General features: G+C 38.3%; 16 protein-coding genes. 10 read left to right on the top strand and 6 right to left on the bottom strand.

Annotation, left to right across the window (positions count from 1 at the left end; genetic code table 11):
* Window positions 1-84: 84 nt before the first annotated feature.
* Entirely contained in the window at window positions 85-3309 is a 3225-nt protein-coding gene (locus tag IGJ44_RS16135) for a bacterial Ig-like domain-containing protein (protein ID WP_275853667.1), read from the top strand.
* A gap of 1083 nt (window positions 3310-4392) precedes the next feature.
* Here IGJ44_RS16135 and IGJ44_RS16130 read toward each other — a convergent pair.
* Window positions 4393-5142, bottom strand: coding sequence for a helix-turn-helix domain-containing protein (locus IGJ44_RS16130; RefSeq protein ID WP_217634956.1), 750 nt, complete (start codon window positions 5140-5142; stop codon window positions 4393-4395).
* Window positions 5143-5555: 413 nt separating this feature from the next.
* Between IGJ44_RS16130 and IGJ44_RS16125 the strand changes: the two genes are divergently transcribed.
* Entirely contained in the window at window positions 5556-8420 is a 2865-nt protein-coding gene (locus IGJ44_RS16125) for a bacterial Ig-like domain-containing protein (RefSeq protein ID WP_139152392.1), read from the top strand.
* A 790-nt stretch (window positions 8421-9210) separates the two neighbouring features.
* Here the strand turns inward: IGJ44_RS16125 and IGJ44_RS16120 are convergent.
* Both IGJ44_RS16120 and IGJ44_RS16115 read right to left on the bottom strand, forming a co-directional pair.
* The gene (locus tag IGJ44_RS16120) at window positions 9211-11025 is read right to left on the bottom strand and encodes an alpha/beta fold hydrolase (protein ID WP_074536450.1); all 1815 of its coding nucleotides are present in this window, start codon (window positions 11023-11025) and stop codon (window positions 9211-9213) included.
* Window positions 11026-11081: 56 nt separating this feature from the next.
* Window positions 11082-11666 (bottom strand): TetR/AcrR family transcriptional regulator, encoded by a 585-nt coding sequence (locus tag IGJ44_RS16115; RefSeq protein WP_074536451.1) that lies wholly within the window; start codon window positions 11664-11666, stop codon window positions 11082-11084.
* A 175-nt stretch (window positions 11667-11841) separates the two neighbouring features.
* Here IGJ44_RS16115 and IGJ44_RS16110 point away from each other — a divergent pair, with 175 nt between their 5' ends.
* The 3 genes from IGJ44_RS16110 to IGJ44_RS16100 are packed head-to-tail and all read left to right on the top strand — an operon-like array spanning window position 11842 to window position 12759.
* Window positions 11842-12090 carry a hypothetical protein gene (locus tag IGJ44_RS16110; protein WP_015510558.1) on the top strand — a complete coding sequence of 83 codons (249 nt, stop codon included), beginning with the start codon at window positions 11842-11844 and terminating at the stop codon, window positions 12088-12090.
* Between the two features lie 54 nt (window positions 12091-12144).
* Window positions 12145-12501, top strand: coding sequence for a hypothetical protein (locus IGJ44_RS16105; RefSeq protein WP_240934915.1), 357 nt, complete (start codon window positions 12145-12147; stop codon window positions 12499-12501).
* 3 nt (window positions 12502-12504) lie between these two features.
* Window positions 12505-12759, top strand: a complete 255-nt coding sequence (locus IGJ44_RS16100; protein WP_240934913.1) for a CPBP family glutamic-type intramembrane protease — start codon at window positions 12505-12507, stop codon at window positions 12757-12759.
* A gap of 362 nt (window positions 12760-13121) precedes the next feature.
* On the opposite strand, the gene IGJ44_RS16095 is transcribed toward IGJ44_RS16100, so the two are convergent.
* The gene (locus IGJ44_RS16095) at window positions 13122-13988 is read right to left on the bottom strand and encodes an aldo/keto reductase (RefSeq protein WP_240934911.1); all 867 of its coding nucleotides are present in this window, start codon (window positions 13986-13988) and stop codon (window positions 13122-13124) included.
* A gap of 75 nt (window positions 13989-14063) precedes the next feature.
* A complete protein-coding gene (locus IGJ44_RS16090) occupies window positions 14064-14483 on the bottom strand; it encodes a MerR family transcriptional regulator (protein WP_015510553.1) in 420 nt (139 codons plus the stop codon).
* A gap of 409 nt (window positions 14484-14892) precedes the next feature.
* On the opposite strand from IGJ44_RS16090, the gene IGJ44_RS16085 reads away from it, so the two are divergent.
* From IGJ44_RS16085 to IGJ44_RS16065, 5 genes are all read left to right on the top strand, one after another.
* The gene (locus IGJ44_RS16085) at window positions 14893-15345 is read left to right on the top strand and encodes a GNAT family N-acetyltransferase (protein ID WP_074536453.1); all 453 of its coding nucleotides are present in this window, start codon (window positions 14893-14895) and stop codon (window positions 15343-15345) included.
* Window positions 15346-16538: 1193 nt separating this feature from the next.
* The gene (locus IGJ44_RS16080; RefSeq protein ID WP_005230557.1) at window positions 16539-17180 is read left to right on the top strand and encodes a hypothetical protein; all 642 of its coding nucleotides are present in this window, start codon (window positions 16539-16541) and stop codon (window positions 17178-17180) included.
* Window positions 17181-17205: 25 nt separating this feature from the next.
* On the top strand, window positions 17206-18615 hold the full coding sequence (locus IGJ44_RS16075) for an amino acid permease (protein ID WP_010748933.1): 1410 nt from the start codon (window positions 17206-17208) through the stop codon (window positions 18613-18615).
* 29 nt (window positions 18616-18644) lie between these two features.
* Window positions 18645-20039, top strand: a complete 1395-nt coding sequence (locus IGJ44_RS16070; protein ID WP_074934182.1) for a glutamate decarboxylase — start codon at window positions 18645-18647, stop codon at window positions 20037-20039.
* A 537-nt stretch (window positions 20040-20576) separates the two neighbouring features.
* The gene (locus IGJ44_RS16065; RefSeq protein ID WP_128487656.1) at window positions 20577-22025 is read left to right on the top strand and encodes a helix-turn-helix domain-containing protein; all 1449 of its coding nucleotides are present in this window, start codon (window positions 20577-20579) and stop codon (window positions 22023-22025) included.
* 293 nt (window positions 22026-22318) lie between these two features.
* On the opposite strand, the gene IGJ44_RS16060 is transcribed toward IGJ44_RS16065, so the two are convergent.
* On the bottom strand, window positions 22319-22717 hold the full coding sequence (locus IGJ44_RS16060) for a DUF1093 domain-containing protein (RefSeq protein ID WP_167827241.1): 399 nt from the start codon (window positions 22715-22717) through the stop codon (window positions 22319-22321).
* Window positions 22718-23064: the final 347 nt, after the last annotated feature.

Here is a 23064-nt window from a genome sequence, read left to right as displayed (position 1 = left end):
ATAGTTAGGTGGTTTTTTTAATAAATTAAAATGCGTAATTTAATGCTAAGATGCCGTTTGTTAAATCGAAACGAGGAGAAAAAAATGAAAAATAAACATATGCACCTTTTTTTAGTTGGATTATTGTTTGGGTCAATTGTAATGAATCCAGTACAAGCATTGACAGATACGCTTGGAATAGCACCCGCTCAAGAACAAGAAGCTGGCAATCTTTTATCGGAATCTTTGAATAGCTTTGAAAAAAGTGAAAATCAGGAACAGACGCCTGATAACAAAGATGTACTTTCTGAAAGTGAAACAAAGGAAAACCTTTTGGAGAATGAAACGTCAAGCAGTCAAGAAGATAATGCTGCTAGTAATGAGGAGCAAGCGAATAATAGTAAAGAACTATCCGATAGCCAGTCATCTGAATCCGATACGAGCGAAAGTATGACAGATAATGCTGACCAGAATCAAATACATAAAAAAGACTCGAAGATGCTTATGACTCCAACGGAAGCTTCAGAGACGTTCACTTATGATTTAACAGTCGAATATGATCCTTTAAAATATATTTCATTGGATGTAGATTTACCAATCCCTGAAGAGTATAAGCAGGATGAGCTATATTTTCGTCTTACATTGGGTGGCGATTATGGTAATTTTTACGAGTATAAATCAAATGAAAAATTTCTTGTCCTAGGATCATCACATAATAATCCAGTAATAGGTGTAAATCCATTGCATATATCATGGGATAGTTTCCTCCAGGGATGGGGGCTTGAGGGTTTTAATTTTCTCGGTTTTACTGTAGTTATTCCTTATAAGGATGCTAACGGGAATGACCTATTTACAGGTACGTACAATATCCGTTTTACAAACAGTCACTTAACCATTAAGTATGTAGATGAATCAGGTAATGAAATCTACCCTTCACGTCGAATTGATGATAGTACAAATCAGCCCTATGACGTTTCAACTAGTGACTATATTCCAGAAATTCCTGGATATGAGCTAGATACAAGTAAGTTACCTGTCGATGCTATTGGAAAATTTAAACGTGGTGAGTTTACCGTTACCTATGTTTATCAGAAAGCACAAATTGATTATACCGATATTTTGATTAAAGATAGTACTATTTATACACAGGAAACATGGTCACCAGTAGATAACTTTATCGAAGCTTCATCAAAAGAAGGAAAACAGCTAACCTATGAGGAATTTTTGGCAAATGGCGGGATTGTTTCTGGTACAGTAGACACACAGACAGCGGGTACTTATACGGTTAGTTATACTCTCAATAATCTAACCAAGGATGCAACAATAGTTGTCAAGCCTCGGCTGACCGCTATAAATGTCTCTGATTCAATAATCTATGTGGGTGATCCATGGCAAGCAGAGGATAATTTTGAGAGTGCATTAGACAAAGATGGCCACGATGTTGATTTTTCAGCCCTAACGGTCGATGCTAGTCAAGCAGATACAAGTAAAGCAGGTAGCTTTAAAGTCACTTATACGTATGACGGTGTGACGAATACAGCGGTTGTTACAGTCAAAGAAAAACAAACTGCGGTGAACGTCCATGATTCTACGATCTACGTGGGAGATAGCTGGCAAGCAGAAGATAATTTCGATAGTGCCTTGGATAAAGATGGTAATTCGTTAGACTTTCAAGATATAACGGTAGAAGGCAGCGTAAATACCAACACTCCGGGGACATATCAAGTGAATTATCGCTATGACGGCGTGACTAGTACGGCTACGATTATTGTCAAAGCGAATCAAACCGCAGTCAATGTACATGACTCCACGATTTATGTGGGCGAAACCTGGGAAGCAGAAGATAACTTCGACAGTGCGTTAGATAAAGATGGCAACGACGTTGCACTTTCAGATCTTACGGTTGATGCGAGTCAAGCAGATATGAGTAAAGCAGGAACTTTCGAAGTTACCTACACGTATGATGGTATAACCAGTACAGCGATTATTACGGTCAAAGAAAAAATGACCGCCGTCAATGTCCACAATTCTACGATTTATGTGGGAGACAATTGGGAAGCAGAAGATAACTTCGACAATGCGTTAGATAAAGACGGCAACGACGTTGCACTTTCAGATCTGACGGTCGATGCTAGTAAAGCCGACACGAGCAAAGCAGGGAGTTTTGAAGTCACGTATACGTATGATGGTGTAACGAGTACAGCGATTGTTACAGTCAAAGAAAAAATGACCGCCGTCAATGTCCACGATTCCACGATCTATGTGGGAGATAACTGGGAAGCAAAAGATAATTTTGATAGTGCGTTAGATAAAGATGGCAACAACGTTGCACTTTCAGATCTTACGGTTGATGCGAGTCAAGCAGATACAAGTAAAGCAGGCAGCTTTGAAGTCACGTATACGTATGATGGTGTAACGAGTACAGCGATTGTTACAGTCAAAGAAAAAATGACCGCCGTCAATGTCCACGATTCCACGATCTATGTGGGAGATAACTGGGAAGCAAAAGATAATTTTGATAGTGCGTTAGATAAAGATGGCAACGACGTTGCACTTTCAGATCTTACGGTTGATGCGAGTCAAGCAGATACAAGTAAAGTAGGAACTTTCGAAGTTACCTACACGTATGATGGTATAACCAGTACAGCGATTATTACGGTCAAAGAAAAAATGACCGCAGTCAACGTTCATGATTCTACGATTTATGTGGGAGATAATTGGGAAGCAGAGGATAACTTCGACAGTGCGTTAGACAAAGATGGGAATGACGTGGCGTTTTCAGCCCTAACGGTTGATGCGAGTCAAGCAGATATGAGTAAAGCAGGAACTTTCGAAGTTACCTACACGTATAATGGTATAACCAGTACAGCGATTATTACGGTCAAAGAAAAAATGACAGCCGTCAATGTCCATGATTCTACGATCTATGTGGGAGATAACTGGGAAGCAGAAGATAATTTCGATGGTGCGTTAGATAAAGCAGGCAACGACGTCGCATTTTCAGCCCTGACAGTAGATACTAGTCAAGTTGATCCGAGCAAAGCAGGTAGTTACAAAGTAACGTATAGTTATGATGGAATTACAGTAACGGCCACCATCACAGTAAAAGAAAAACCTAGCCCAGAAGAACCTGCAGATGATTCAGAGCATACATCACAAGAACAAGAGAAAGAGAATCAGAAAAAGATAAACTCTGATAGTAAGAAACATGAAGCACTTCCGAAAACAAACGAAAGTAAATCAATGGTTGAATTAGCAACAGGGTTCATAATTGTGTTATTGGTAGGTGTAATTTTCTTTTGGAAAAAAAGAAAAGCGAATAAATCGTAATGATTAAATAAAGTACTTGGGAATGGATCCCAAGTACTTTATTTGTGTATGATAAATTTTTATCAGAACTAAAGGTACAAATGTAACCTAATAGTCGCAAATTATTATTTATCGAAAATGATTGGCATAAGACTCTCAGAAATTAGTATCAATTTTAAAGAGAATATTGAAAAAATCGTACCAAGAAAACGAGCAGTGTATGAGCATGAACTAAGCCGTTCTATTATAGATGTATCACTTCAATAGATAATTCATATGCTTTATTGAAAAAGGAATTTCTTCCTAACAATGAATGAATAGATTGGATGTTGAGTATTTGTACCCGAGAAAAATGCACATCTATAACCTTTACAAACTGAATTTTTCCTTTTGGATGTGCTGTTTTTCCAAATAAACACGTTGAATCAGAAAAAGTAACTCAGCCCATCGTCCGTCATTTTCTATCGAGTTCAAATAAAACACTTTTTTCTTAGGATCGGATCGCACTAATGTATCAGTAACGACGATATCGGCTATCTCGTAATTATCGGTAATATTGATGTGTTCTTTATTAAAGAAGTTCATAAGACTATTTTCAATATAAAAACTGGCGGAATAGTCTTTTACTAGTTGTAAGTAGATTGTAACTTCTGTCTTTATATTAGCGGTGTGGAGCGTATAGAGCAGACTTGATAAATATTTGGTGTGATTTTCATCTTTGGTGTAGATAGAAACAGTTTTTTTTATGACATTCATATAGTCATTTTGAACATTTGATCGAAAAAATAAAGGTGGAATAAATAGTTGGGCGAAGCAGTCAATCGTATCTCCTATCAAAAAATAAAAAGCGTTGAATAAGGTTAAATAGTAGAGAACAAGATGCCTGTTCTGATCAGAGAGTTTGTCGTTTATTAGAACAGAACTAGCTGCCAAAACGTCGCGAGAGAAAGTGCAATAAGAATGATCTGATTCGAAAAAAGTTTTTCCTAGTTTTATCTTTTCTTCTATAGGGATAATGTCTGAAATGAAAAGATGGGAAAGAAAATTAAAATAGAGAATCTCGTTATTTTTCGTACTATCATCAAGGGATCCGAAGCTGTTTTTTTAAAAGATTACTGCTGCATCAAAACTTTCAAAAATAATTGTAAACAAAGTTCGAGTCAATAAGGATTCTGGTTGAACCAAACGATGATTACTATGGATTCTTGTTTGCAAAATAGCATATAAAATATAAAGTGATCTATTTTTTGTAAAAGAACGTTTGTAAGATTCTTCCAGGATTTCTTCGGGAACTGATGCGCGAATACTGTGAAGGGAGATATCTTGAAATGGCCACTCTAAATCATGAAAAGAATCTTGCAAGTATAGATAAGAGAACAAGCGAATATTCATTTCATCTCCAACTAAAGTATAGTAGCCTTCCCTAACTGTAATGCGGAAATCAAAACTTGAGAAAAACTCATTTAATTTTTGGGTTAGTATGTTTAGGTAACTAGGGGAGATAAAGAGCTCATTTAATATATGATCTTTATTCAGTGAGCTTCTAGTGAGCAATAACACTGTATAATTGAAGGTTGCATTATTTTTTAATAGTTGCAGTTTCAGCGAGTATGCCGAAGAGACTGAATGTTCTTTAAATTCAGAGTTGATTTTTATCATCCCAGAGTTTTTTATGAGAATAAAACTGCTGATGCTATGAAATTCCTCAAAATGCTTGTTGATGATGGTTAAGGTATCACGTACTTTTCGAGGAGTGATCTGCAGGCTTTCGGCAATTTCTTTTGTGGTTGTTTGTTCTTTGTTTATGATAAAAAATAAAACAGATATTTCCCTTCTTAAGTAATCAGGTATCACATAATCCTCCCCTTTTCTCCAACACAATTTCCGTACATTGGTATACCAGAATTGTAGATAGCGAGCGCTTTTTCTGTGTGCTATCATACCACCATGATTTAAAAAACGCAAAATAATCTAACGTTTTTTTATTGCTAATAAATTTATTAATTACAAATAAATGTTGTGCGAAAATAATTTTCATTAATAAATTGAATATGTGATAAATGTAAGAAAGAAAGGCAGCGCTAAAAATGAAAAAAAGATTAGTAATACTTTTTAGTATGTTTATATTGACAATCCCTTCTGTGATAAATTCCAGCCAAGTCGTAGCTGATGTTATTGAAAATCGGCTAACACAAAATGAAGAAGATCTTACTCCAAATGAAACAAGCATCGATGATAGTGGAGAAAAAACTTGTGAAAGCAATACAATGAGTAAAGAGACCGTTATTAACAATAATACTTTAAAAAGTGGATCGCAGACCGATGGGGCTGATTTTGTCAGTGAAACCGTTGCAACTAAGGAGAGCGTTGAACATACTGAACCAACGGAAAGTAAGACAGTTTCGAGCGACCAAAAATTAAGTAGTAAGGAGGGGGGCAATGACAAGGAGAAGCAAGCAAATAGTTCCGCTGTTGGCGACATAGCTACGGGAACAAATGGAACGAGTGCTTGGGTAATTGATGAAAATGGGATTTTACATATTTACTCAGGGAAGCTTCCTGAATTTCCAGCGGGAGGTGATAAGCCATCGTGGTTTGACTACAGACAGTCAATTAAAAAAGTTGTGTTGGAGGGAGAGGTGATTGCAGGCACTCACCTTGACTATTTTTTTGCGTACCTTACAAATGTAACTCAAATTGATAATTTAAATTTCTTGAATACGAATGCCACAACAACTATGATAGGTACTTTTCAACATCTGCCTGCACTTAAACAAATAGACGTATCCGGTCTTAATACGGCTAGTTTAGTTTCAATGGATTCTATGTTTTTTGGTTCAAGTGCACTTACGACTTTAGATATTTCAAGTTGGGATATGTCTAATATTGATACGTGGAAGTATGACACTAGCGCATTTCCTCCTAACTTGAATTATATAACTTTAGGTAAAAAAACAGTACTTGGCGGCTATTATTTAAATGCGCCACCGAATGACGGAGTTTACGGTGGTGTTTGGATAAATGTTGAAACTAAAGCTAGGTATGATAGAGAAAAACTAACTAAAACCTATGATGGTGATACGATGGCTGGCGACTATATGTGGGCGAAAGTTCCTAAATTAAATGTAAGGAACATTACCTTATATACAGGGGAAAGCTGGAACCCACAAGATGGTTTTATTTCTGCCTCAGACGATTTGGGAGATGAACTATATTCTCTGACTAATGATATTAAGATCCTTGGTGATCAAGTAGACTTAAGTTACCCAGGCGTTTATGAAGTAGAATATCGGTACTATTATAATAGTGCCAATACTACTAATTCTGTCAGCGGTATCTCTAAAGTGACAGTAAAAGATAATAAAACGACAGTCAATGTTCATGATTCCACGATCTATGCAGGAGATAGCTGGCAAGCTGAGGACAACTTTGATAGTGCATTAGACAAAGAGGGCAATTCGATATATTTCCAAGACCTTGTGGTTGATGAGAGTAACGCCGATACGAGTAAAGCAGGGACCTTTGAAGTCAAGTACACGTATGATGGTGTAACCAGTATAGCAACCGTGACAGTCAAAGAAAAACAAACGACAGTCAATGTTCATGATTCCACGATCTACGTGGGGGATAACTGGCAAGCAGAGGATAACTTCGATAGTGCGTTGGATAAAGATGGCAACGATGTTGATTTTTCAGCTTTAACTGTCGATGCTAGTAAAGCCGACACGAGTAAGGTAGGTAGCTTCGAAGTTGCCTATACGTACGACGGTATAACCAGTACAGCGATCATTACGGTCAAAGAAAAAATGACATCCGTCAATGTCCATGACTCAACGATCTACGTGGGGGATAACTGGCAAGCAGAGGATAACTTTGACAGTGCATTAGATAAAGATGGTAATTCAGTAGATTTCCAAGATCTTGCAGTCAATGATAGTGAAGCCGATACGAGTAAAGCAGGCAGCTTTGACGTCACCTATACGTACGATGGTGTAACGAGTACAGCGGTCATTACGGTCAAAGAAAAAATGACAGCCGTCAATGTCCATGATTCTACGATTTATGTGGGAGATAATTGGGAAGCAGAGAATAACTTCGACGGTGCTTTGGATAAAGATGGCAACGATGTTGACTTTTCAGCCCTGATGGTGGATGACAGTAAGGCAGATACGAGTAAAGCAGGTACCTTTGAAGTCGCGTATACGTACGATGGTGTAACGAGTACAGCGATTGTTACAGTCAAAGAAAAAATGACCACCGTCAATGTCCACGATTCCACGATTTATGTGGGAGATAAATGGGAAGCAGAGGATAACTTCAACAGTGCGTTGGATAAAGATGGTAATTCGATAGATTTCCAAGAACTGACGGTCGATGCTAGTAAAGCAGAAACAAATAAAGCAGGTACTTTTGAAGTCACATATACGTATGATGGTATAACGAGTACAGCAATTGTCACAGTTAAAGAAAAAATGACTGCCGTTAATGTTCATGACTCAACGATCTACGTGGGGGATAACTGGCAAGCAGAAGATAACTTCGATAGTGCGTTAGATAAAAATGGTAATTTAATAGATTTCCAAGATTTGACAGTTGATCCCAGTAAAGCCGACACGAGCAAAGCAGGGAGCTTTGACGTCACGTATACGTATGATGGTGTAACGAGTACAGCGATCATTACGGTTAAAGAGAAAATGACAGCCATCAATGTCCATGATTCTACGATTTATGTGGGAGATAAATGGACGGCAAAAGAAAATTTTGACAATGCATTAGACAAAGCAGGAAAGAAAGTCGTGTACGAAGACTTGACAGTAAACGCCAGTCAAGTTGATACGAGCAAAGCAGGTAGCTATGAAGTATCGTATAGTTATGATGGAATTACGGTAACGGCTACAGTCACAGTAAAAGAAAAACCTAGCCAAGAAAAACCTGCAGATGATTCAACGCATACGACACCAGAACAAAAGAAAGAGAATCAGAAAAAAACAACTTCTGATAGTAAGAAACAGGTAACACTTCCTAAAACAAATGAAAATAATTCAGTAGCTGAATTAGTAGCAGGTGTCATAATTGTGCTTCTGACAGGTGTAATTGTCTTTTGGAAAAAAAGAAAAGCGAATAAAGCATAATGGCTAAAAAATAAAGTATGCAGGATTTATTTCTGGGTACTTTATTTTATTTGAAAAAGACTTCAGCCAAGTTTCTCTTTCTTACTAGGTTAGAGAGAGAAACCTTCACAGAGGCCATGTAGATTACATAAAATCAACTCCCGAACAACAGAAAATAGATGATGAATCTATTAAATTTACTGTTCAGAAATGACTTTTACGAATTTCTTTATGCAATTTTTGCAAATCATCCGATATAGTGTAAGGGACTATAATACCCTGGATTTTGTTACATTTCTTGTATAATTTATTCGTTTTATTATTCTCTCTAACATAGAAAGAAGCTAATCAAAGAATCGTTTCTTATAATTAGCTTCTTTTTTATTACTTAGCTATTGTGGAGAGATATCATGTTACCATTTTATTTACTTATTCCTAGATAGTTTTCTTATCATAACTTTTTGTTTGTCTGATTTTCTTATAACGATAACCAAGAGTCTTTTTAGCAAAATATCAATTTTGACTCCGATTCTATTTTCATCAAAAATAGTATAGTAGGCTCCTGATAGAATCGTTTCTTCTGGAAAGCTAACAATTGGAATCTGGATACCCGTGCCGCCAGGAGAGCTATGGATAGATTTTTAATGGAAATTTATTTCACAGAGAATCATATCTTCTTACATGAAGGATGGTAAGAAGGTACTGACACCATTCTCATCAAAGAGAGGGTCACCTTTCAATTACTAATTATACTAAGTAGGAATTTTCGTAAGTAGATTAGCGTTCTTGAGAAAATTATATCTCCCTAAAATCAACCTTTGATCAACTCTACCAGCACATCAGCTGTTTCTTGCGGATGGCTGATTGGAAAATGATGACCCAATGGCAGATCGACTATTTTAGTCGTTTCTCTTGGCGGTAAATAGCTTTTATCCTCGGTTCCCCATACGATTGGAATCGAAGGATCTATTCTTTGGTGAAGGGACATTTCTTTTAACAACCAATTTAGTTGAAGTGTTGTGTTGACTATCCGTGAAGAACGAGCACTCTTCTTCACTCTTTTTAAATATTCACTAGAAGAGGCTGCTTCGTCTATCAGCAGTCCTTTTTTTGTGAAATAGGCGAGTAATTGTCGTTCAGAGGCATGTCTTAAAGCTAGTTTACTGAGCCATGTTGCAGGGACCGAATCGGTTTTATGAATAGGTGGTTGTAAAAGAATCAGTTGATCGTTCTCTGAAAAGAAGCGCTGTTCAGCGGCTGTTAATAACAAGGCGGCACCAAAAGAATGGCCGATAAAGACAGAGCCGTCAGGCAGGATATTCTTTAGTGAGCGTATCAACTCAAGATATGGTGTCACCAGCTGTTGCTTTTTAATAAACGGAGATCTTCCGAATCCTGGTAAGTCTGCAATGATAATTTTTCTACCTGTTTGTTTATTCAATGCTAGTCCCAGTTGAAAGAGATCGGTGCCATCGCTAAATAAGCCATGCAAAAGCACGAGAGGAGTAGCAGAGCCCTCCAATTGATAGACCGTCGCTTCGTTGACAGCTATGCGTGTGTAGGGTGTTAGGCTTTCTTCCCCATAGGTCAAGCGAAAATCAATGTCAGCTACTGCTAATGGGATGTTTGATGCTGCTATTTTTTTTATCAGTTCCGATTCAAAATCGCGTTTTGTCAGCCGATTGTCAAACGTTCTATTGGTTAAAAAGTTTAAACTACTTTCAGGAATACCCGTTAATTTGCTTCCGCCAGCTGCCATAACGAACTTGAGTAAACCAAAAGGAACAGTCAGCCGAGGTTTGTTTCGATTAAGACTTTCAGAAATCAGCCCCATCAGTTGAACGATCTCTTTGTCGGCGTGTTTATCGGCAACAAGGGGATACGTCATTTCGTCTTTTGTCTCATTGAATATGGTTTTGACAATAAATTGAGCGAGTACATTTTTATTGATCAACGGTAGTCGATAGTCACTTCCTCCGGGGATAACAGGTAAGGCTCCACTTCGGATTATTTTTATAAATAAGCCAAAGCCTTCGAGTTGTTCGGTGCTGCCTGTTTGCTCATCACCGATGACGGTTGGCGGATTGATTACTGCTAAAGGAATATGGTGCTTTTTCGCTTCTTGTCGAATATAAATATCAGATAAAAACTTCATCTGCTCATAGGGCGGGGTTCCAAGTAACGCTGGATGCACCTCTTTGAACACATCCGTCGTTTCCCAGACAGAAGCATCATCCGTGAATGGGCTCATGTACCCAGCTACGTGGATGATCTTTTTCAATTTGTTTCTCTTGTTGATTTCTGTTGCAAGGGTCATGAGGTTTTTGCTGCCTTCTAAAAAGGAGTTCTTCGCGGCTGCTTCTGATAAAGTGATATCCATCGGACCGCCGCAGTGAAGAATCATGTTGCAGTGCATTGCTCGTTCGTGGTCGATCGCATTTAGGCCTAAGTTCTCTTTTGTTAAATCGCCTGTTACCAATGCTATTTTTTCAAGGGCTAGTGCTTGTAATGGTCTTGCTTTCGCTGGATTTCTGACAAGTAATGTTAAAAAAACATCTTCCCTTGCGAGTTGTTTGACGACTTCTTTGCCAATAAACCCAGTTGCCCCGATAATTAAAATATTCATTATTTTCTCCTTTTTTAGAACTATTTAGTCCTAATTTTTATATAAAAAAATTACTCTTAAACGAGTAATTTAAATAAATTTTTGGCTGTAGTAGTGAGATACTGACTCTCTTTTTTTACTTCTGCTAAAAAAAGTGCCCCTTCAAGGTTGTTCACAAAAATCTCCGCCGTTTCTTTGACGTTGATGTCTTCACGAAATGCTTTAGTATTTATTCCTTCTTGAATCAATCCTTCGCAGATACGCGTTAAATAATCAAAAAAATGATTGATTTTTTCTTGGACCTGCCGATCATTTTTCGGCGCTTGCATAATGAAAGTAATGAAGGGACAGCTGCCTTGATAGTCCCGCTCTTCAATTTCTTCAGCCAAACTTTCTAGAAAGGTCAGTATTTTTTCTTCCAAAGTTAGATTGGTCTGTTTCAAAATGTCTGCTAGTTTTTCTCGGTATATAGTGATCCAAAAATCAATCACTGCTAGTAATAATTCCTCCTTACTTGAGAAGTGGTAATAGACATTTGATTTTGACACACCGCTTTGCTGCACGACCTCATCCATACTGGTATACGTGTAGCCGACTTTGAGAAAAAGGCTGGCGGCTGTTTCGATCACTCGGTTTTTATTTGAACGTTTATAATTTGTCATAATAGAACTATATAGTACTAATTGAGTCTTGTCAATTTTTTGTTTACCGATTGATTCATTTTCTTTTTATTGTTGTAAAATAAATGTTAAAAAATAATTTAAGGTTCTTTTTTAATGGTTGATATGTATAATAAGAACATACAGTAAGAAAGTGTATGTTGAAAAGAGGACCCTTATGAAAAAATTTGCAATTGGCTGTTTTGGGATCAGCCTTTTTATGACGATCGTTGGCCTTTTTTTACAGACGATTTTGATCCCTATTCAAGATTTTGACACAATCAGCAAAGAAGAACTTAAGAATATCCAACTTGATCTTGCTATTAATTATCCATTAGGAACTGGTATGCTCTATGTCGGGCTTCCTTTGTTAGTATGCTCGAGTGGTTATTTGGTTTTTTGTTATTTTAGAGATAGGAAGAACTGAAAGAAGAGTAAAAATATCTGGAGTATAAAGCTTTCGTTCATTAGGAGGGATAAGTTGAAAAGAGGGCTATTTTTATTGTTTTATGTCTTATGGAAGGGGCTAGCAATACGTGGCATTCCTTCTTCTTATGCAAGATATTTGATGAGCTATAATCATTTCGGAGTAAAACTATTGTTCGTTTTACTTGGTATCCTCCTTTTCCATAACTATTTAGTAGAGAGTTATCAAAAGCTAAATAAAGTTAAATTAATAAAAATCGGTCTCATCGTACCAACTAGTATCATCCTTACCATCGGGTTAATTAATATTCTTTTATTTCGTGATCTCAATGCGTTGATTTTTGTTTATCCCAACAATCAAAGAACCCTTCCCTTTGTATTTGATGCCCTTTTGCTAGCACCTGTTTTCTAGGAAATGCTTTATCGCTATACACTGATTTATGTTGGAGAAAAACGATGGTTGAGAATCATCACTGCTGCCGGAAGCCTCTTGCTTTTTACTGAAAGTCATATCGTAAATGCTAACGGGAATCTTTTTGCTCTTTTTCCATACTTTGTCATAGGGTTTTATTTGACGAGCACCTATTTACGTAGGGGAAATATTTGGGAATCCATTTTTGCACATAGCTTCTATAATTTCGTTGTGATGGCAGCAGCTATCTTGATCTAAAGATTTCTTTTTATTGTTTCCCCTTAAGAGTAGAAGAATTGGGGGCAATTTATCTATATGTATGTATAGAATCTCTAAAACATATTTGGTTAAAGTAAATTTGAGAGGCCAGATAAACGTTTTAGGCTTGTTGTTTTGCACAGTTCTTATCTACGAATGACTGTCCTTCGTCATTTTGTAGGTCATCATTTAGGTCCCACTATTAATATGAAAGGCAGTTACTTGATCAGTGCAGATTCACTAGCCGGAGTTCCAAAAACAGTTTCATTTTTACAAAGAAAAGTGACGACCTACCATTCAGTAAGAAACAATATAAGTCCGTCTCCTTTTGCAAGGGGAGCGGACTTATATTGTTTTCCTTATTAGCTTTCAGTATCTAACATCCGATTCATAAACCATTCCACTTGTTCGGGGGCATCGTGGTCAAAGAATGCGGACTCTTTTTTATCTAAAGCGGCTATTTTTTCAATGTCTTCCTGGGAAAGCTCAAAGTCAAAAATAGCAATATTTTCAGCCATCCGTTCTGGACGAACTGTTTTTGCTAAAGCGACGATCCCTCTTTGCATCAACCAGCGAAGCACAACTTGACCAACCGTTTTGCCATATTGCTTGCCAATTTCTGCTAATGTCGGATTGGTAAATAGGTCATGGCGTCCTTCTGCAAAAGGTGCCCAAGCTTCAACTTGAACGTCGTATTTTTCATGCCATTCCTGATCTTCCACTCGTTGATTCCAAGGGTTCACTTCGATTTGATTGATTTGAGGTTTCACCTCATTCAAGCCGACAAACTCGATCATCTTAGCTGATTTGAAATTTGAAACGCCAATTGCACGTAATTTCCCTGTTTTTTGAGCGGCAACCATTGAGCGCCAAGCACCATAAATATCTCCATATGGTTGGTGAATAAGGTAGAGATCAAGGTAAGTTAATCCCATTATTTTAAGCGAATGTTCAATCGTTTCTTTAGCTTTACCTTCGGAAGCTTGGAGAATAAATAATTTAGAGGTAACAAAAAGTTCTTCTCGAGTGACTAGACCTTCAGTGATGGCGCGCTTGATTCCCTCGCCTGTTTCTTTTTCATTTCCATAAATAGAAGCAGTGTCGATCAGGCGATAACCAGCTTTGATTGCTTGGTAAACAGCCTCAGCTGTTTCTTCCAAAGGAATTTGATAAACGCCAAATCCTAGTTGCGGCATGGTGACACCATTATTGAGTGTGATTGTTTGCATAGTGTTTCCTCCTCTAATTTTCATTACATGTTCTATCCTAAACCTTGGAGTTAAGTCCATAGCAAGTAAAAGATTTTATTTCTTTCGTTCCCATAATTTTTCCACTTTATCAGGAGTCATATTTCCTGCTTTGAATTTTGCGATATGCTCATCATACGTTTCTATCTTATAAATAAGCAGGTCTCGTACTTCCTGCATTTCTGCTAACTTTTTCTCTAATTCTTCGAGTTGATCGGATAAAATCTGTTTTTGAGCTTTTTCGACATTTTGACTTTCACGTACTTGTGCCAATTGAGCAAATTCAATTAGCGATTCGATGGACAATCCTGCATTTCGTAAATGTTTTGCTAAATAGATCCAGTTTAGATCATTCGTTGTGTACACCCGATAGCCACTCTCATTGCGTTGAACAGGTGGGATCACACCGACTCGTTCATAATAGCGCAATGTGTCTACGCTCAAATCAAACATTTCCGCTGCTTTTTTTATATTCATCGTTGGTTCTCCTTACCTTTTTCTATAAGTAATCATAAACCCTGAAGTGGACTCTAAGGCAAGTGGTTTAAACTCGTTTATTTAAAAGAGTATATTTTGTTCGTTATGGCGACTATTCGGGAAGAAAAAGCTTCAAGCATTTTTATTTCAACAGAATGATTTGAGCAATCATCAGTATTGAAAGCTCCTTTTTTAGTGTGTTTCAAAGCATATCCTACTCTCTTGGAATTCAGAAATACATACCTAGATGATTGTTTTGCTATCTATATGAGCAAGGCATTTTTTTCCATAGATTTTAAATAAATCCATCTCATGGTATGATGATGATGAAAATTCTTAACTTGGATCAAGGAAACAATCGGTTCTTGTTATGAAAAACGAAAATAAGCTGATGAGAGTGTGACTATCCATGAATATAAAAGAAGTAAGTAGTATGAATCAAAAGTTAGAGCAACAATTAATTGAAGTTTGGGAGAGTTCTGTTAAGGCGACGCACACCTTTTTGTCAGAGTCTGAAATCCAAGCCATTAAGCAATACATTCCAGAGGCATTGCATCATGTGCCGCATTTGATTGTCGTAGAAAGTGAGCATGGAGAGCCAGCTGGTTTCATGGGGATCTCGGATCGAAATCTTGAAATGCTTTTTATAGCAAATGAACAAAGAGGTAAGGGACTAGGGAAAAAACTCTTGGCTTACGGGATGGAAAACTATGCTGTAAATGAACTGGGAGTAAATGAACAGAATCCTCAGGCGAAAGGATTTTATGAGCATATGGGATTTGAGGTATACAAAAGAAGCGAGTTGGACGAACAAGGAAATGCTTATCCGATTCTTTATATGAAGAAAGTTGATAAAAAGTAGCTGTTTTTTTCATTCTTTATTTTTGAGGATTGCTGGGCTGTATGCCTAGAAGACCTAAAATTAGGTTGATTGAAGACGATTTTAGAAACAAGATAAGCGTCACAAGCTTTTTATTTTCAGCAGTCGTTATATACGACTGTCTATCATTCATCATTTTATAGGTCGTCATCATTTAGATTACGCTGGTAATGTGAAAGGCTACTATTCAATCAAGCCAGCTTCATTTGCTATGCCTCCAAAAAACTTTCCGATTTGAATGAAAAGCTCACCCCAAGCAGCCTCCGAAACTGTTTTTCGGGGGCTGCTTGGGGTTTGGGGGGCTTAGCTAGCTAAGCAATGCTCGATCACTAAAAAATGATCAAAACAGAATAGGCAATTTTTTGTTTTCAATCAAAAAATGTTGATCGTTTTATCAAGCAGAGGATGGCACAAGTAAGTGGAAAGTAGGTAGTGGCTATTTTTTGTGTTCAGGATGGGGAAGTAGATTTGTCTAGGATACACGTGAGGACAAACGTTTGAGGATCATTTGTTTTTGACTTACCTATGTGCCATCACTGCGAAAACCCTGTGGATGAAGGCGTCGTGTACGACACCAGATACTCGGATGAGAACTAAGGACGGTTGATTGCCCGTGCCTGACAAGTTTTTTCTAACCGCAAAGTCGTAAGGGCTGAAGCGCTGCAACGCTGAGTAAGTTGGCTGCCCCGTGCGGTTTTTGGGGTTTTTTGAACCCTGCAAGCTGCTGTTGCTCCTCGTCTATTCGTCGCAAGCTTGGAAGGCTTTCTCAGAAAATGCCCGTCAGCTGTCATCAGGTTGTCTTTTCCATCAGGAAACATCAGCGTTCCAACAAACCTTTGTGATCCAGCAGGTGCCCACTCATTTTGGGCAACTTCTATCCGAGAAATCGTTGCGTTAGAAGTATGTCTGTCCGTCCTTTCCAGATAAAAGTCAGCTGAAAGAGGGCTGATACTTAACAAAACGGCAGTTAGGACGACCACAAGCGCTCTCAAAAAAACTCAGTCCTTTCTTTTCAATGGTCATTGTTCTTATCTGCACTTCATGATAGCACCGAAACGCGAATTATTTTTCGCGTTTTTTTGTTTTTAAAATAAAAAATTAGGTATTCGCTTTTTTGGGTTAAATGGTATACCTGAGATGGAATAAAAATAATAAAAGAAAGGACAGGATTTACAATGAAGAAAACATCATTAGTTGCAGGTTTCGTTTTAGGTGTAGGCGTTTTGTTTACTCTAGGTGCATGCTCAACAGTGGAAGAATCAGGGGAAGTGGTCTCTGGGTCTGGAACGGAAACGTTGATCAGCGATTCGTCAGATGAAGTAGTTGTGGGAAGTGAAAAATTGAGTGATGACGGGTATTTTGAAGAAATCGTAACTAAGGGAATCGATCCGAAAATCAAAGACGTCGTTTGGTATGAAACGAATTATGAAAATGCTGGTTGGGACCACATTCGCTTTTTAGTGAATCATGTAAAAATCGTGAATGTAGAAGAATTCAAAGACAAAGACAAAGAATACAAAACATTGCTTTCACTGAAATATCAATTGTTTAATGAAGATTCGAAAGACAAAAAAATCAAACCTGACAAAGCCTATTTGGTGTTGAATGATGGCAAAAAAGTAGAAGCGGAAGTGTTTGTGGACTACTTAGATGATGAGATTTTGACCCATGACAAACATAAAGATGGCTTTATTCATTTTAAAGTGGCGCAAGAACAAAGTTTGCCAGCGATCAAAGCGGTCGAAATCGAATTTAAAGCAGATGGAGATTTGACACATACGTACCATATTGATCTATCTTCCGCTGCTGAAAAATAGTATCTAACGATAGGAGGTAAAAAAAATGGATACTAGCAAGAAAAAACTATCATTGTTGAGTTTTTTTGCAATAACTGCTTCAATGGTGATGACGGTATATGAGTATCCAACCTTTGCGACATCGAAGATGAATCTAGTTTTTTATTTACTCGTCGGCGGTTTCCTCTGGTTTATCCCTGTAGCCCTTTGCTCTGCGGAGATGGCTACTGTAAAAGGATGGGAAAAAGGGGGACTCTATACCTGGGTCTCAAAAACATTAGGGAGAAAATGGGGCTTTGCTGCCATTTTCTTCCAATGGTTCCAAATCACGGTAGGCTTTATTACGATGATTTACTTTATTGTCGGGGCGCTTTCCTATGCCCTAAATTGGCCGGCTCTTAATACCAATGTTTGGCTGAAGCTGATTGCCACTTTAGTGATCTTTTGGTTGATTACGATCTCGCAATTTGGCGGAACAAAAAATACCGCGAAGATTGCCAAAGTAGGGTTCTTTGTGGGGATCGTCGCAACTGGGATCATACTTTTTATCCTAGGAATTGTCTACATTGCTCAAGGAAATCCCATCAAAGTTTCCTTTGGCTCAGGCGCTTGGATTCCTGATTTTACGAAAATCAATACGCTGGTCGTTTTTGTTTCCTTTATTTTGGCCTATGCAGGGGTTGAATCTTCTGCCAGTCACGTAAAAGATATGGACAATCCTGGAAAGAATTACCCGAAAGCCATTTTGATTTTAGTCGTAGCGACGATTCTTTTGGATACGCTCGGCGGAGCAACGGTGGCTGCCACGATTCCCCAAAATCAATTGTCTCTTGATACTGGTGTGATCCAAGCCTATTCTTATTTGATCCATCATTTTGGCGGCGGGGAATGGCTGGTTCGTTTGATTGCCGTGGTCATCTGTTTAGGTGTCATTGCAGAAATTGCCGCTTGGGTAGTCGGCCCATCGACGGCGATGCTTGAAGCAGCTGAAAATGGCTTGCTGCCAAAACAAATGGCCAAAGTCAATCAACACAATGTCCCAATCAATATCGTTTTGGTGCAAGGCATCATTGTTTCTATTTGGGCGGTTGTCTTGACATTAGGCGGCGGGGGCGCCAATCTATCCTTCTTCGTTGCGATGGCTTTGACGGTCTGCATCTATCTGGTTGCTTATGTCCTCTTGTTTCTTTCGTATATTAAGTTAGTCAAGGAAAAAGACGACTTAACAAGAACGTATCATATTCCTGGTGGGAAAAATGTGAAAATTGGTGTTGCGATGGTTGGTTTGCTTGTTTCTATTTTTTCTTTCTTTATTTCCTTCTTTCCACCGAGCGATATCGGATCGGGAAAAGGCGGAACCTATTTAGCCATCTTGATCATCAGCTGGCTGATAATTGTTGTGATACCGTTTGTCATCTATAAATACGTAGGTGAAAAAGCAAGCGATAAAAAATAAAAAGCACAACCTATGAGGAGGAGAGCTGCATGTTATTTAGTAAAAAAAATCGAAAAGAAGCCCAATATTTGGAACCTATCTATGGGAATGAGGCAATGGATCGGGCGATCCCTATGTACAAATTGCCAAAAGAGTCCTTGGTACCGCGGGATGCCTACGAATTAGTCAAAGATCAATTGATCGATGAAGGGGTCTCAAGACAAAATTTGGCGACGTTTTGTCAAACCTACATGGAACCAGAAGCAGTCAAAATCATGAGTGAAACCCTTGATAAAAACGCCATCGATAAAACCGAGTACCCACGGACAGCAGAAATTGAAAACCGCTGTGTCAACATGATCGCTGATTTATGGCATGCACCAGAAGCGTCTGATTTTATCGGTACATCAACGGTAGGCTCAAGTGAAGCGTGTATGCTGGGTGGATTGGCCTTAAAATTTGCTTGGCGCAATCGGGCAAAAAAACTTGGTTTAGATATCAATAAACAAAAACCAAACTTAGTGATTTCTTCTGCCTATCAAGTCGTTTGGGAAAAATTCTGTGTCTACTGGGACATTGAAATGCGGACGATCCCTATCGATGAAGAACATGGCAGCATCAATGTTGAAAAGGTCACAGACTATTTAGATGAATATACGATCGGGGTCGTCGGCATCTTAGGGATCACTTACACTGGACGATACGATGACATCAAAGCACTAGATAAGAAATTAGAGGAATACAACAAACACACCGACTACAAAGTCTACATCCACGTGGATGCGGCTAGTGGTGGATTGTACACACCATTTATGGAACCAGAGCTTGAATGGGATTTCCGTTTGAAAAATGTTCGTTCCATCAGTACGTCTGGACATAAATATGGGTTAGTCTATCCTGGTATCGGTTGGGTGCTTTGGAAAGAAAAAGATTTCCTTCCAGAAGAATTGGTCTTCAAAGTAAGTTATCTTGGCGGTGAAATGCCAACGATGGCCATCAACTTTTCAAGAAGCGCCAGCCAAATCATCGGACAATATTACACCTTTATCCGCAATGGGTTTGAAGGCTACCGCTTGATCCACAAAAAGACCAGTGATGTTGCCCAATATTTGGCAAAAGAAATTGAAAACATGGGTTACTTCGATATTTATAATGATGGGTCACGGTTGCCGATCGTCTGCTACAAATTAAAAGAAGATGCCGACATTTCTTGGAATCTGTATGATTTGACGGATGAATTTGCCATGAAAGGCTGGCAAGTCCCTACCTATCCATTACCTGATAATCTATCACATATCAATATCCAACGCTTTGTCTGTCGGGCAGATTTAAGTATGCAAATGGCAATGGATCTGGTGCAAGACATGAAAGAAGGAATCGAGCGCTTGAACAAGCGACCAAGCCGTCATGTTTCATCCGACCAAACCTATGGCTTTTCACATTAAGAAACGGTATCGCTAGAAACCCGTTCATTGCTTTTTTCAATGAATAAAAAGACCCTTTATGAAACGTTTTTTGCAATTCTGAATGAACAATGGTTTATAGAAAAATCAAAGGCGGTTGCATCGACTGCCTTTGATTTTTTTGTTTATACGAACGGGTAAGCACTTGATAGTATTATTTTTTAAGAGAAAGTAAAAAAATGGCGCTTGATAATTTCATTTATTGACATTTCTAGCTTGTGATAGTATTAATTATTATGGTCTAAATATATTTTTTTAGAGAAGAATGTTTTACATAAACAAAAAGAAAATCCGAGAACGTTGTCGCGAGGAAACTCTGAGGAAAGTTCGTCTGGCAGGGCGCATTTTTGTTCGTTCGTTTTGGTTTATTTGGGGAGTAAGTGAAGGAAAAGTATGTGTAGAAAGGGCATGTTTTTACTACATTTGTTTGTTTCATAGGGAATGTACTGCTATCTTTTTCTGTAAATTGGTTGTAACTATTCGAAAAGAATAAGGATTTACACAGGAGGAAAAACAGTCATGTATAAAGAAGACTTACTGGATAAAGACTTGAAATTGGAGTATATCTTGCTCAAATTCTTGTATTTATCGACGGGTCATATCAAAAAAAGTGATGCGTGTCGGGAATTAGAGATTACGATGCCAACCTTGACGAAACTATCAGAAAATCTTCAGCAACAACTAAAAAATGAGAAGGTCTCTTTTGCAATCAACCGTTATACCCTTGATCTGCAAGTAAACGACAGCGTCTCATTGGATGATTTGACCGACACGTTATTGAAAAAATCTGTAAAATATCAAATCATCCATTATTTGTTTCAACATGCAGGCTATGATGCTTTTGTATTAGCCGATGAATTAAAAATAAGCGTCGGGACACTGAATCGTGTGATTGCAGAGTGCAATCAGCTGCTGCAGCATTTTGAATTAAAGATAAAGAACAAAAAGCTAGCGGGAACGATGACGCAACGCATTTATTTTTACTATAATTTTTTAAAAATGGGGGAAACAGCGATCGATTCTGTTTTGATCGATGAGCTGGTGGCGGAGTTAGCGAAAAAAATAACCCTCTCGATTGCGCAACAAAAGCAGTTGAAGATCTGGCTATTTGTGATCATGAAAAAAGTCACACCTCACACAACCTTGGGAAGCTTAAGTCCGGAGGAACAAATCAAAATCAACCGCTGCCAAGAAATGCCGATTTGTCGCTTTATTCGACAGGCCTATGTGTCGAAAAAAAGCATCTGTTCAGTAGACGAAGCCAAGATCGTCCCCTTCTTTATCTGTCTTTTTCTCGTTACGGTAGGAGGAATTCCTTACGAGGAGCTTCGCTTAGGGTTGTATACCAATAAAAATCCTGTCTTTGAGATCACCGATGAAGTCATGGCAGCGATCCAGTCCATTTATTGTCTTGAAGCCTCCCATACGACGATCGATATTAAAGCCAGTGTCTTCTCCTTGATCGCACAAGTCTATTACTTTCATGGGGTAAATTACTCCATTGACAGAGTCACCTTGAATTATTACCACAAGCTATTTCACAATTCCTTGCGAGATCAAGTGATTACAGACATCCTGCAACACATTATTGCACCAACTAACTTGTTTACGCCCACGAAACTCAACTACCTCAAGAAACGTCTGGTCTTTTTAATCTATCTGTTATCACCGAAAGAGGAATATCGAGTACGGATCGGGGTCCTAAATATGGGCTCCAGTCTTTTGGCAGATGCTTCCATTTACTTGTTAAAAAATGAACTAAAAGGGAAACAAAATGTGACTATTTCTCCTTACAACAATGAGGAAGAATATGATTTGCTGATTTCAAACGCCCGTGTCCCTCAACTTGGCAACAATTATGGTCAATTTTATCAAGTGACTGCCATCGGTGCCGATTTAGATGTCAATCAGGTTTCTGCGATCGTCGATCAAATTGCTTACTCTAAGTACCATTCTTTTGTGGTGTGAGCCATTACTTGTTAGTTAAAAAGCAGTGAGTCAACGGATAGGTGATTCGCTGCTTTTTCAATTATCTGCGAAGGAGGGAAAGGAAAAGGAGCTTGAATTGCTCTTATCATTGATGACGGAATGAAAACAGGGATCAGTCAAGCAGCTTTCTGCTAAATAAATGTGCCCAGTATCCTTGTATAACGTATCGCAACAGAGCAAAAGACATCAATGAAACTAACAGAAGAGATTCAAAATGCTGATTTTGGAAGGAGGTAAAAAAAGACCCACATAGAGATGTGAGTCTGCAATCATTAGTTCTGATTTTCTAATTTCTCTAGAACCTTTTTGGGAATTTCGTCTTTTTCAACGCCATTCGGGCCTTTTATTGTACGCTTTTCACTGATCACCGCTTTTACATAAGAATTTGGTGTTAAGGGTTTTGCGTTATCTTCTGATAATGAAACCTCAAGGGTTCGGGTACTGCCATCTTCTTTTACAAAGTTTAATGTGTAATCGTAAGAATACCAAGGAGACTGGTCACCGATGCCGCTCTTACTTTCGTGTTGGACTTTAGGCGGAATCTCAGACGGGACATACGCGTAAGCTGTTTGTCCTGAGTAGGTGGATTGATAATATTCATATCCTTTGTATCCAACAAACCCTAAAAGTACGACTAAGATGAATCCGATTATTTTTTTCATATAAACCATCCTTATCCTCAAATATGGAGCTATTATAACAGAATGGTTCTATAGATGACCTTTCATCAGACGAACAGTTTTGCAAGGAGAAACGTTGCTAGCCAGTCGTGGAAAAGCAGGGAACGTCGCTAGTAAAGGGTTCGATCTATGAATCGTCAGGGGATTGGTGCTTAGAGCGACTAGAAATAAGAGGGGAAGCAGACGGTAAGACCTTAATTAAAAAACACAGTATGGAAAATGCTTCTTTTTTATATCCCTAGCAGCAGACTGCTTGATGTGACGTGCCGTTTGTTTTTTCACTATAGAAAGGCGAAAGAGGGCGCACCAGTTTCATAAAAAACCAGCAAAGGCGCTCC

The sequence above is a fragment of the Enterococcus sp. DIV1368d genome (assembly GCF_050542975.1).
Lineage (GTDB): Bacteria > Bacillota > Bacilli > Lactobacillales > Enterococcaceae > Enterococcus_D > Enterococcus_D casseliflavus.
The sequence above is the reverse complement of the archived record's forward strand: the minus strand, read 5'-3'. Positions and strand labels throughout refer to the sequence as shown.

Bases quoted from the DNA above. Each gene is read 5' to 3' on its own strand.
- IGJ44_RS16085 (WP_074536453.1), top strand. From the start codon at position 14,893: ATGAATATAAAAGAAGTAAGTAGTATGAATCAAAAGTTAGAGCAACAA.
- IGJ44_RS16075 (WP_010748933.1), top strand. From the start codon at position 17,206: ATGGATACTAGCAAGAAAAAACTATCATTGTTGAGTTTTTTTGCAATA.
- IGJ44_RS16070 (WP_074934182.1), top strand. From the start codon at position 18,645: ATGTTATTTAGTAAAAAAAATCGAAAAGAAGCCCAATATTTGGAACCT.
- IGJ44_RS16135 (WP_275853667.1), top strand. From the start codon at position 85: ATGAAAAATAAACATATGCACCTTTTTTTAGTTGGATTATTGTTTGGG.
- IGJ44_RS16090 (WP_015510553.1), bottom strand. From the start codon at position 14,483: ATGAATATAAAAAAAGCAGCGGAAATGTTTGATTTGAGCGTAGACACA.
- IGJ44_RS16125 (WP_139152392.1), top strand. From the start codon at position 5,556: ATGAGTAAAGAGACCGTTATTAACAATAATACTTTAAAAAGTGGATCG.
- IGJ44_RS16110 (WP_015510558.1), top strand. From the start codon at position 11,842: ATGAAAAAATTTGCAATTGGCTGTTTTGGGATCAGCCTTTTTATGACG.
- IGJ44_RS16095 (WP_240934911.1), bottom strand. From the start codon at position 13,988: ATGCAAACAATCACACTCAATAATGGTGTCACCATGCCGCAACTAGGA.
- IGJ44_RS16120 (WP_074536450.1), bottom strand. From the start codon at position 11,025: ATGAATATTTTAATTATCGGGGCAACTGGGTTTATTGGCAAAGAAGTC.
- IGJ44_RS16060 (WP_167827241.1), bottom strand. From the start codon at position 22,717: ATGGTTTATATGAAAAAAATAATCGGATTCATCTTAGTCGTACTTTTA.
- IGJ44_RS16100 (WP_240934913.1), top strand. From the start codon at position 12,505: ATGCTTTATCGCTATACACTGATTTATGTTGGAGAAAAACGATGGTTG.
- IGJ44_RS16080 (WP_005230557.1), top strand. From the start codon at position 16,539: ATGAAGAAAACATCATTAGTTGCAGGTTTCGTTTTAGGTGTAGGCGTT.
- IGJ44_RS16115 (WP_074536451.1), bottom strand. From the start codon at position 11,666: ATGACAAATTATAAACGTTCAAATAAAAACCGAGTGATCGAAACAGCC.
- IGJ44_RS16065 (WP_128487656.1), top strand. From the start codon at position 20,577: ATGTATAAAGAAGACTTACTGGATAAAGACTTGAAATTGGAGTATATC.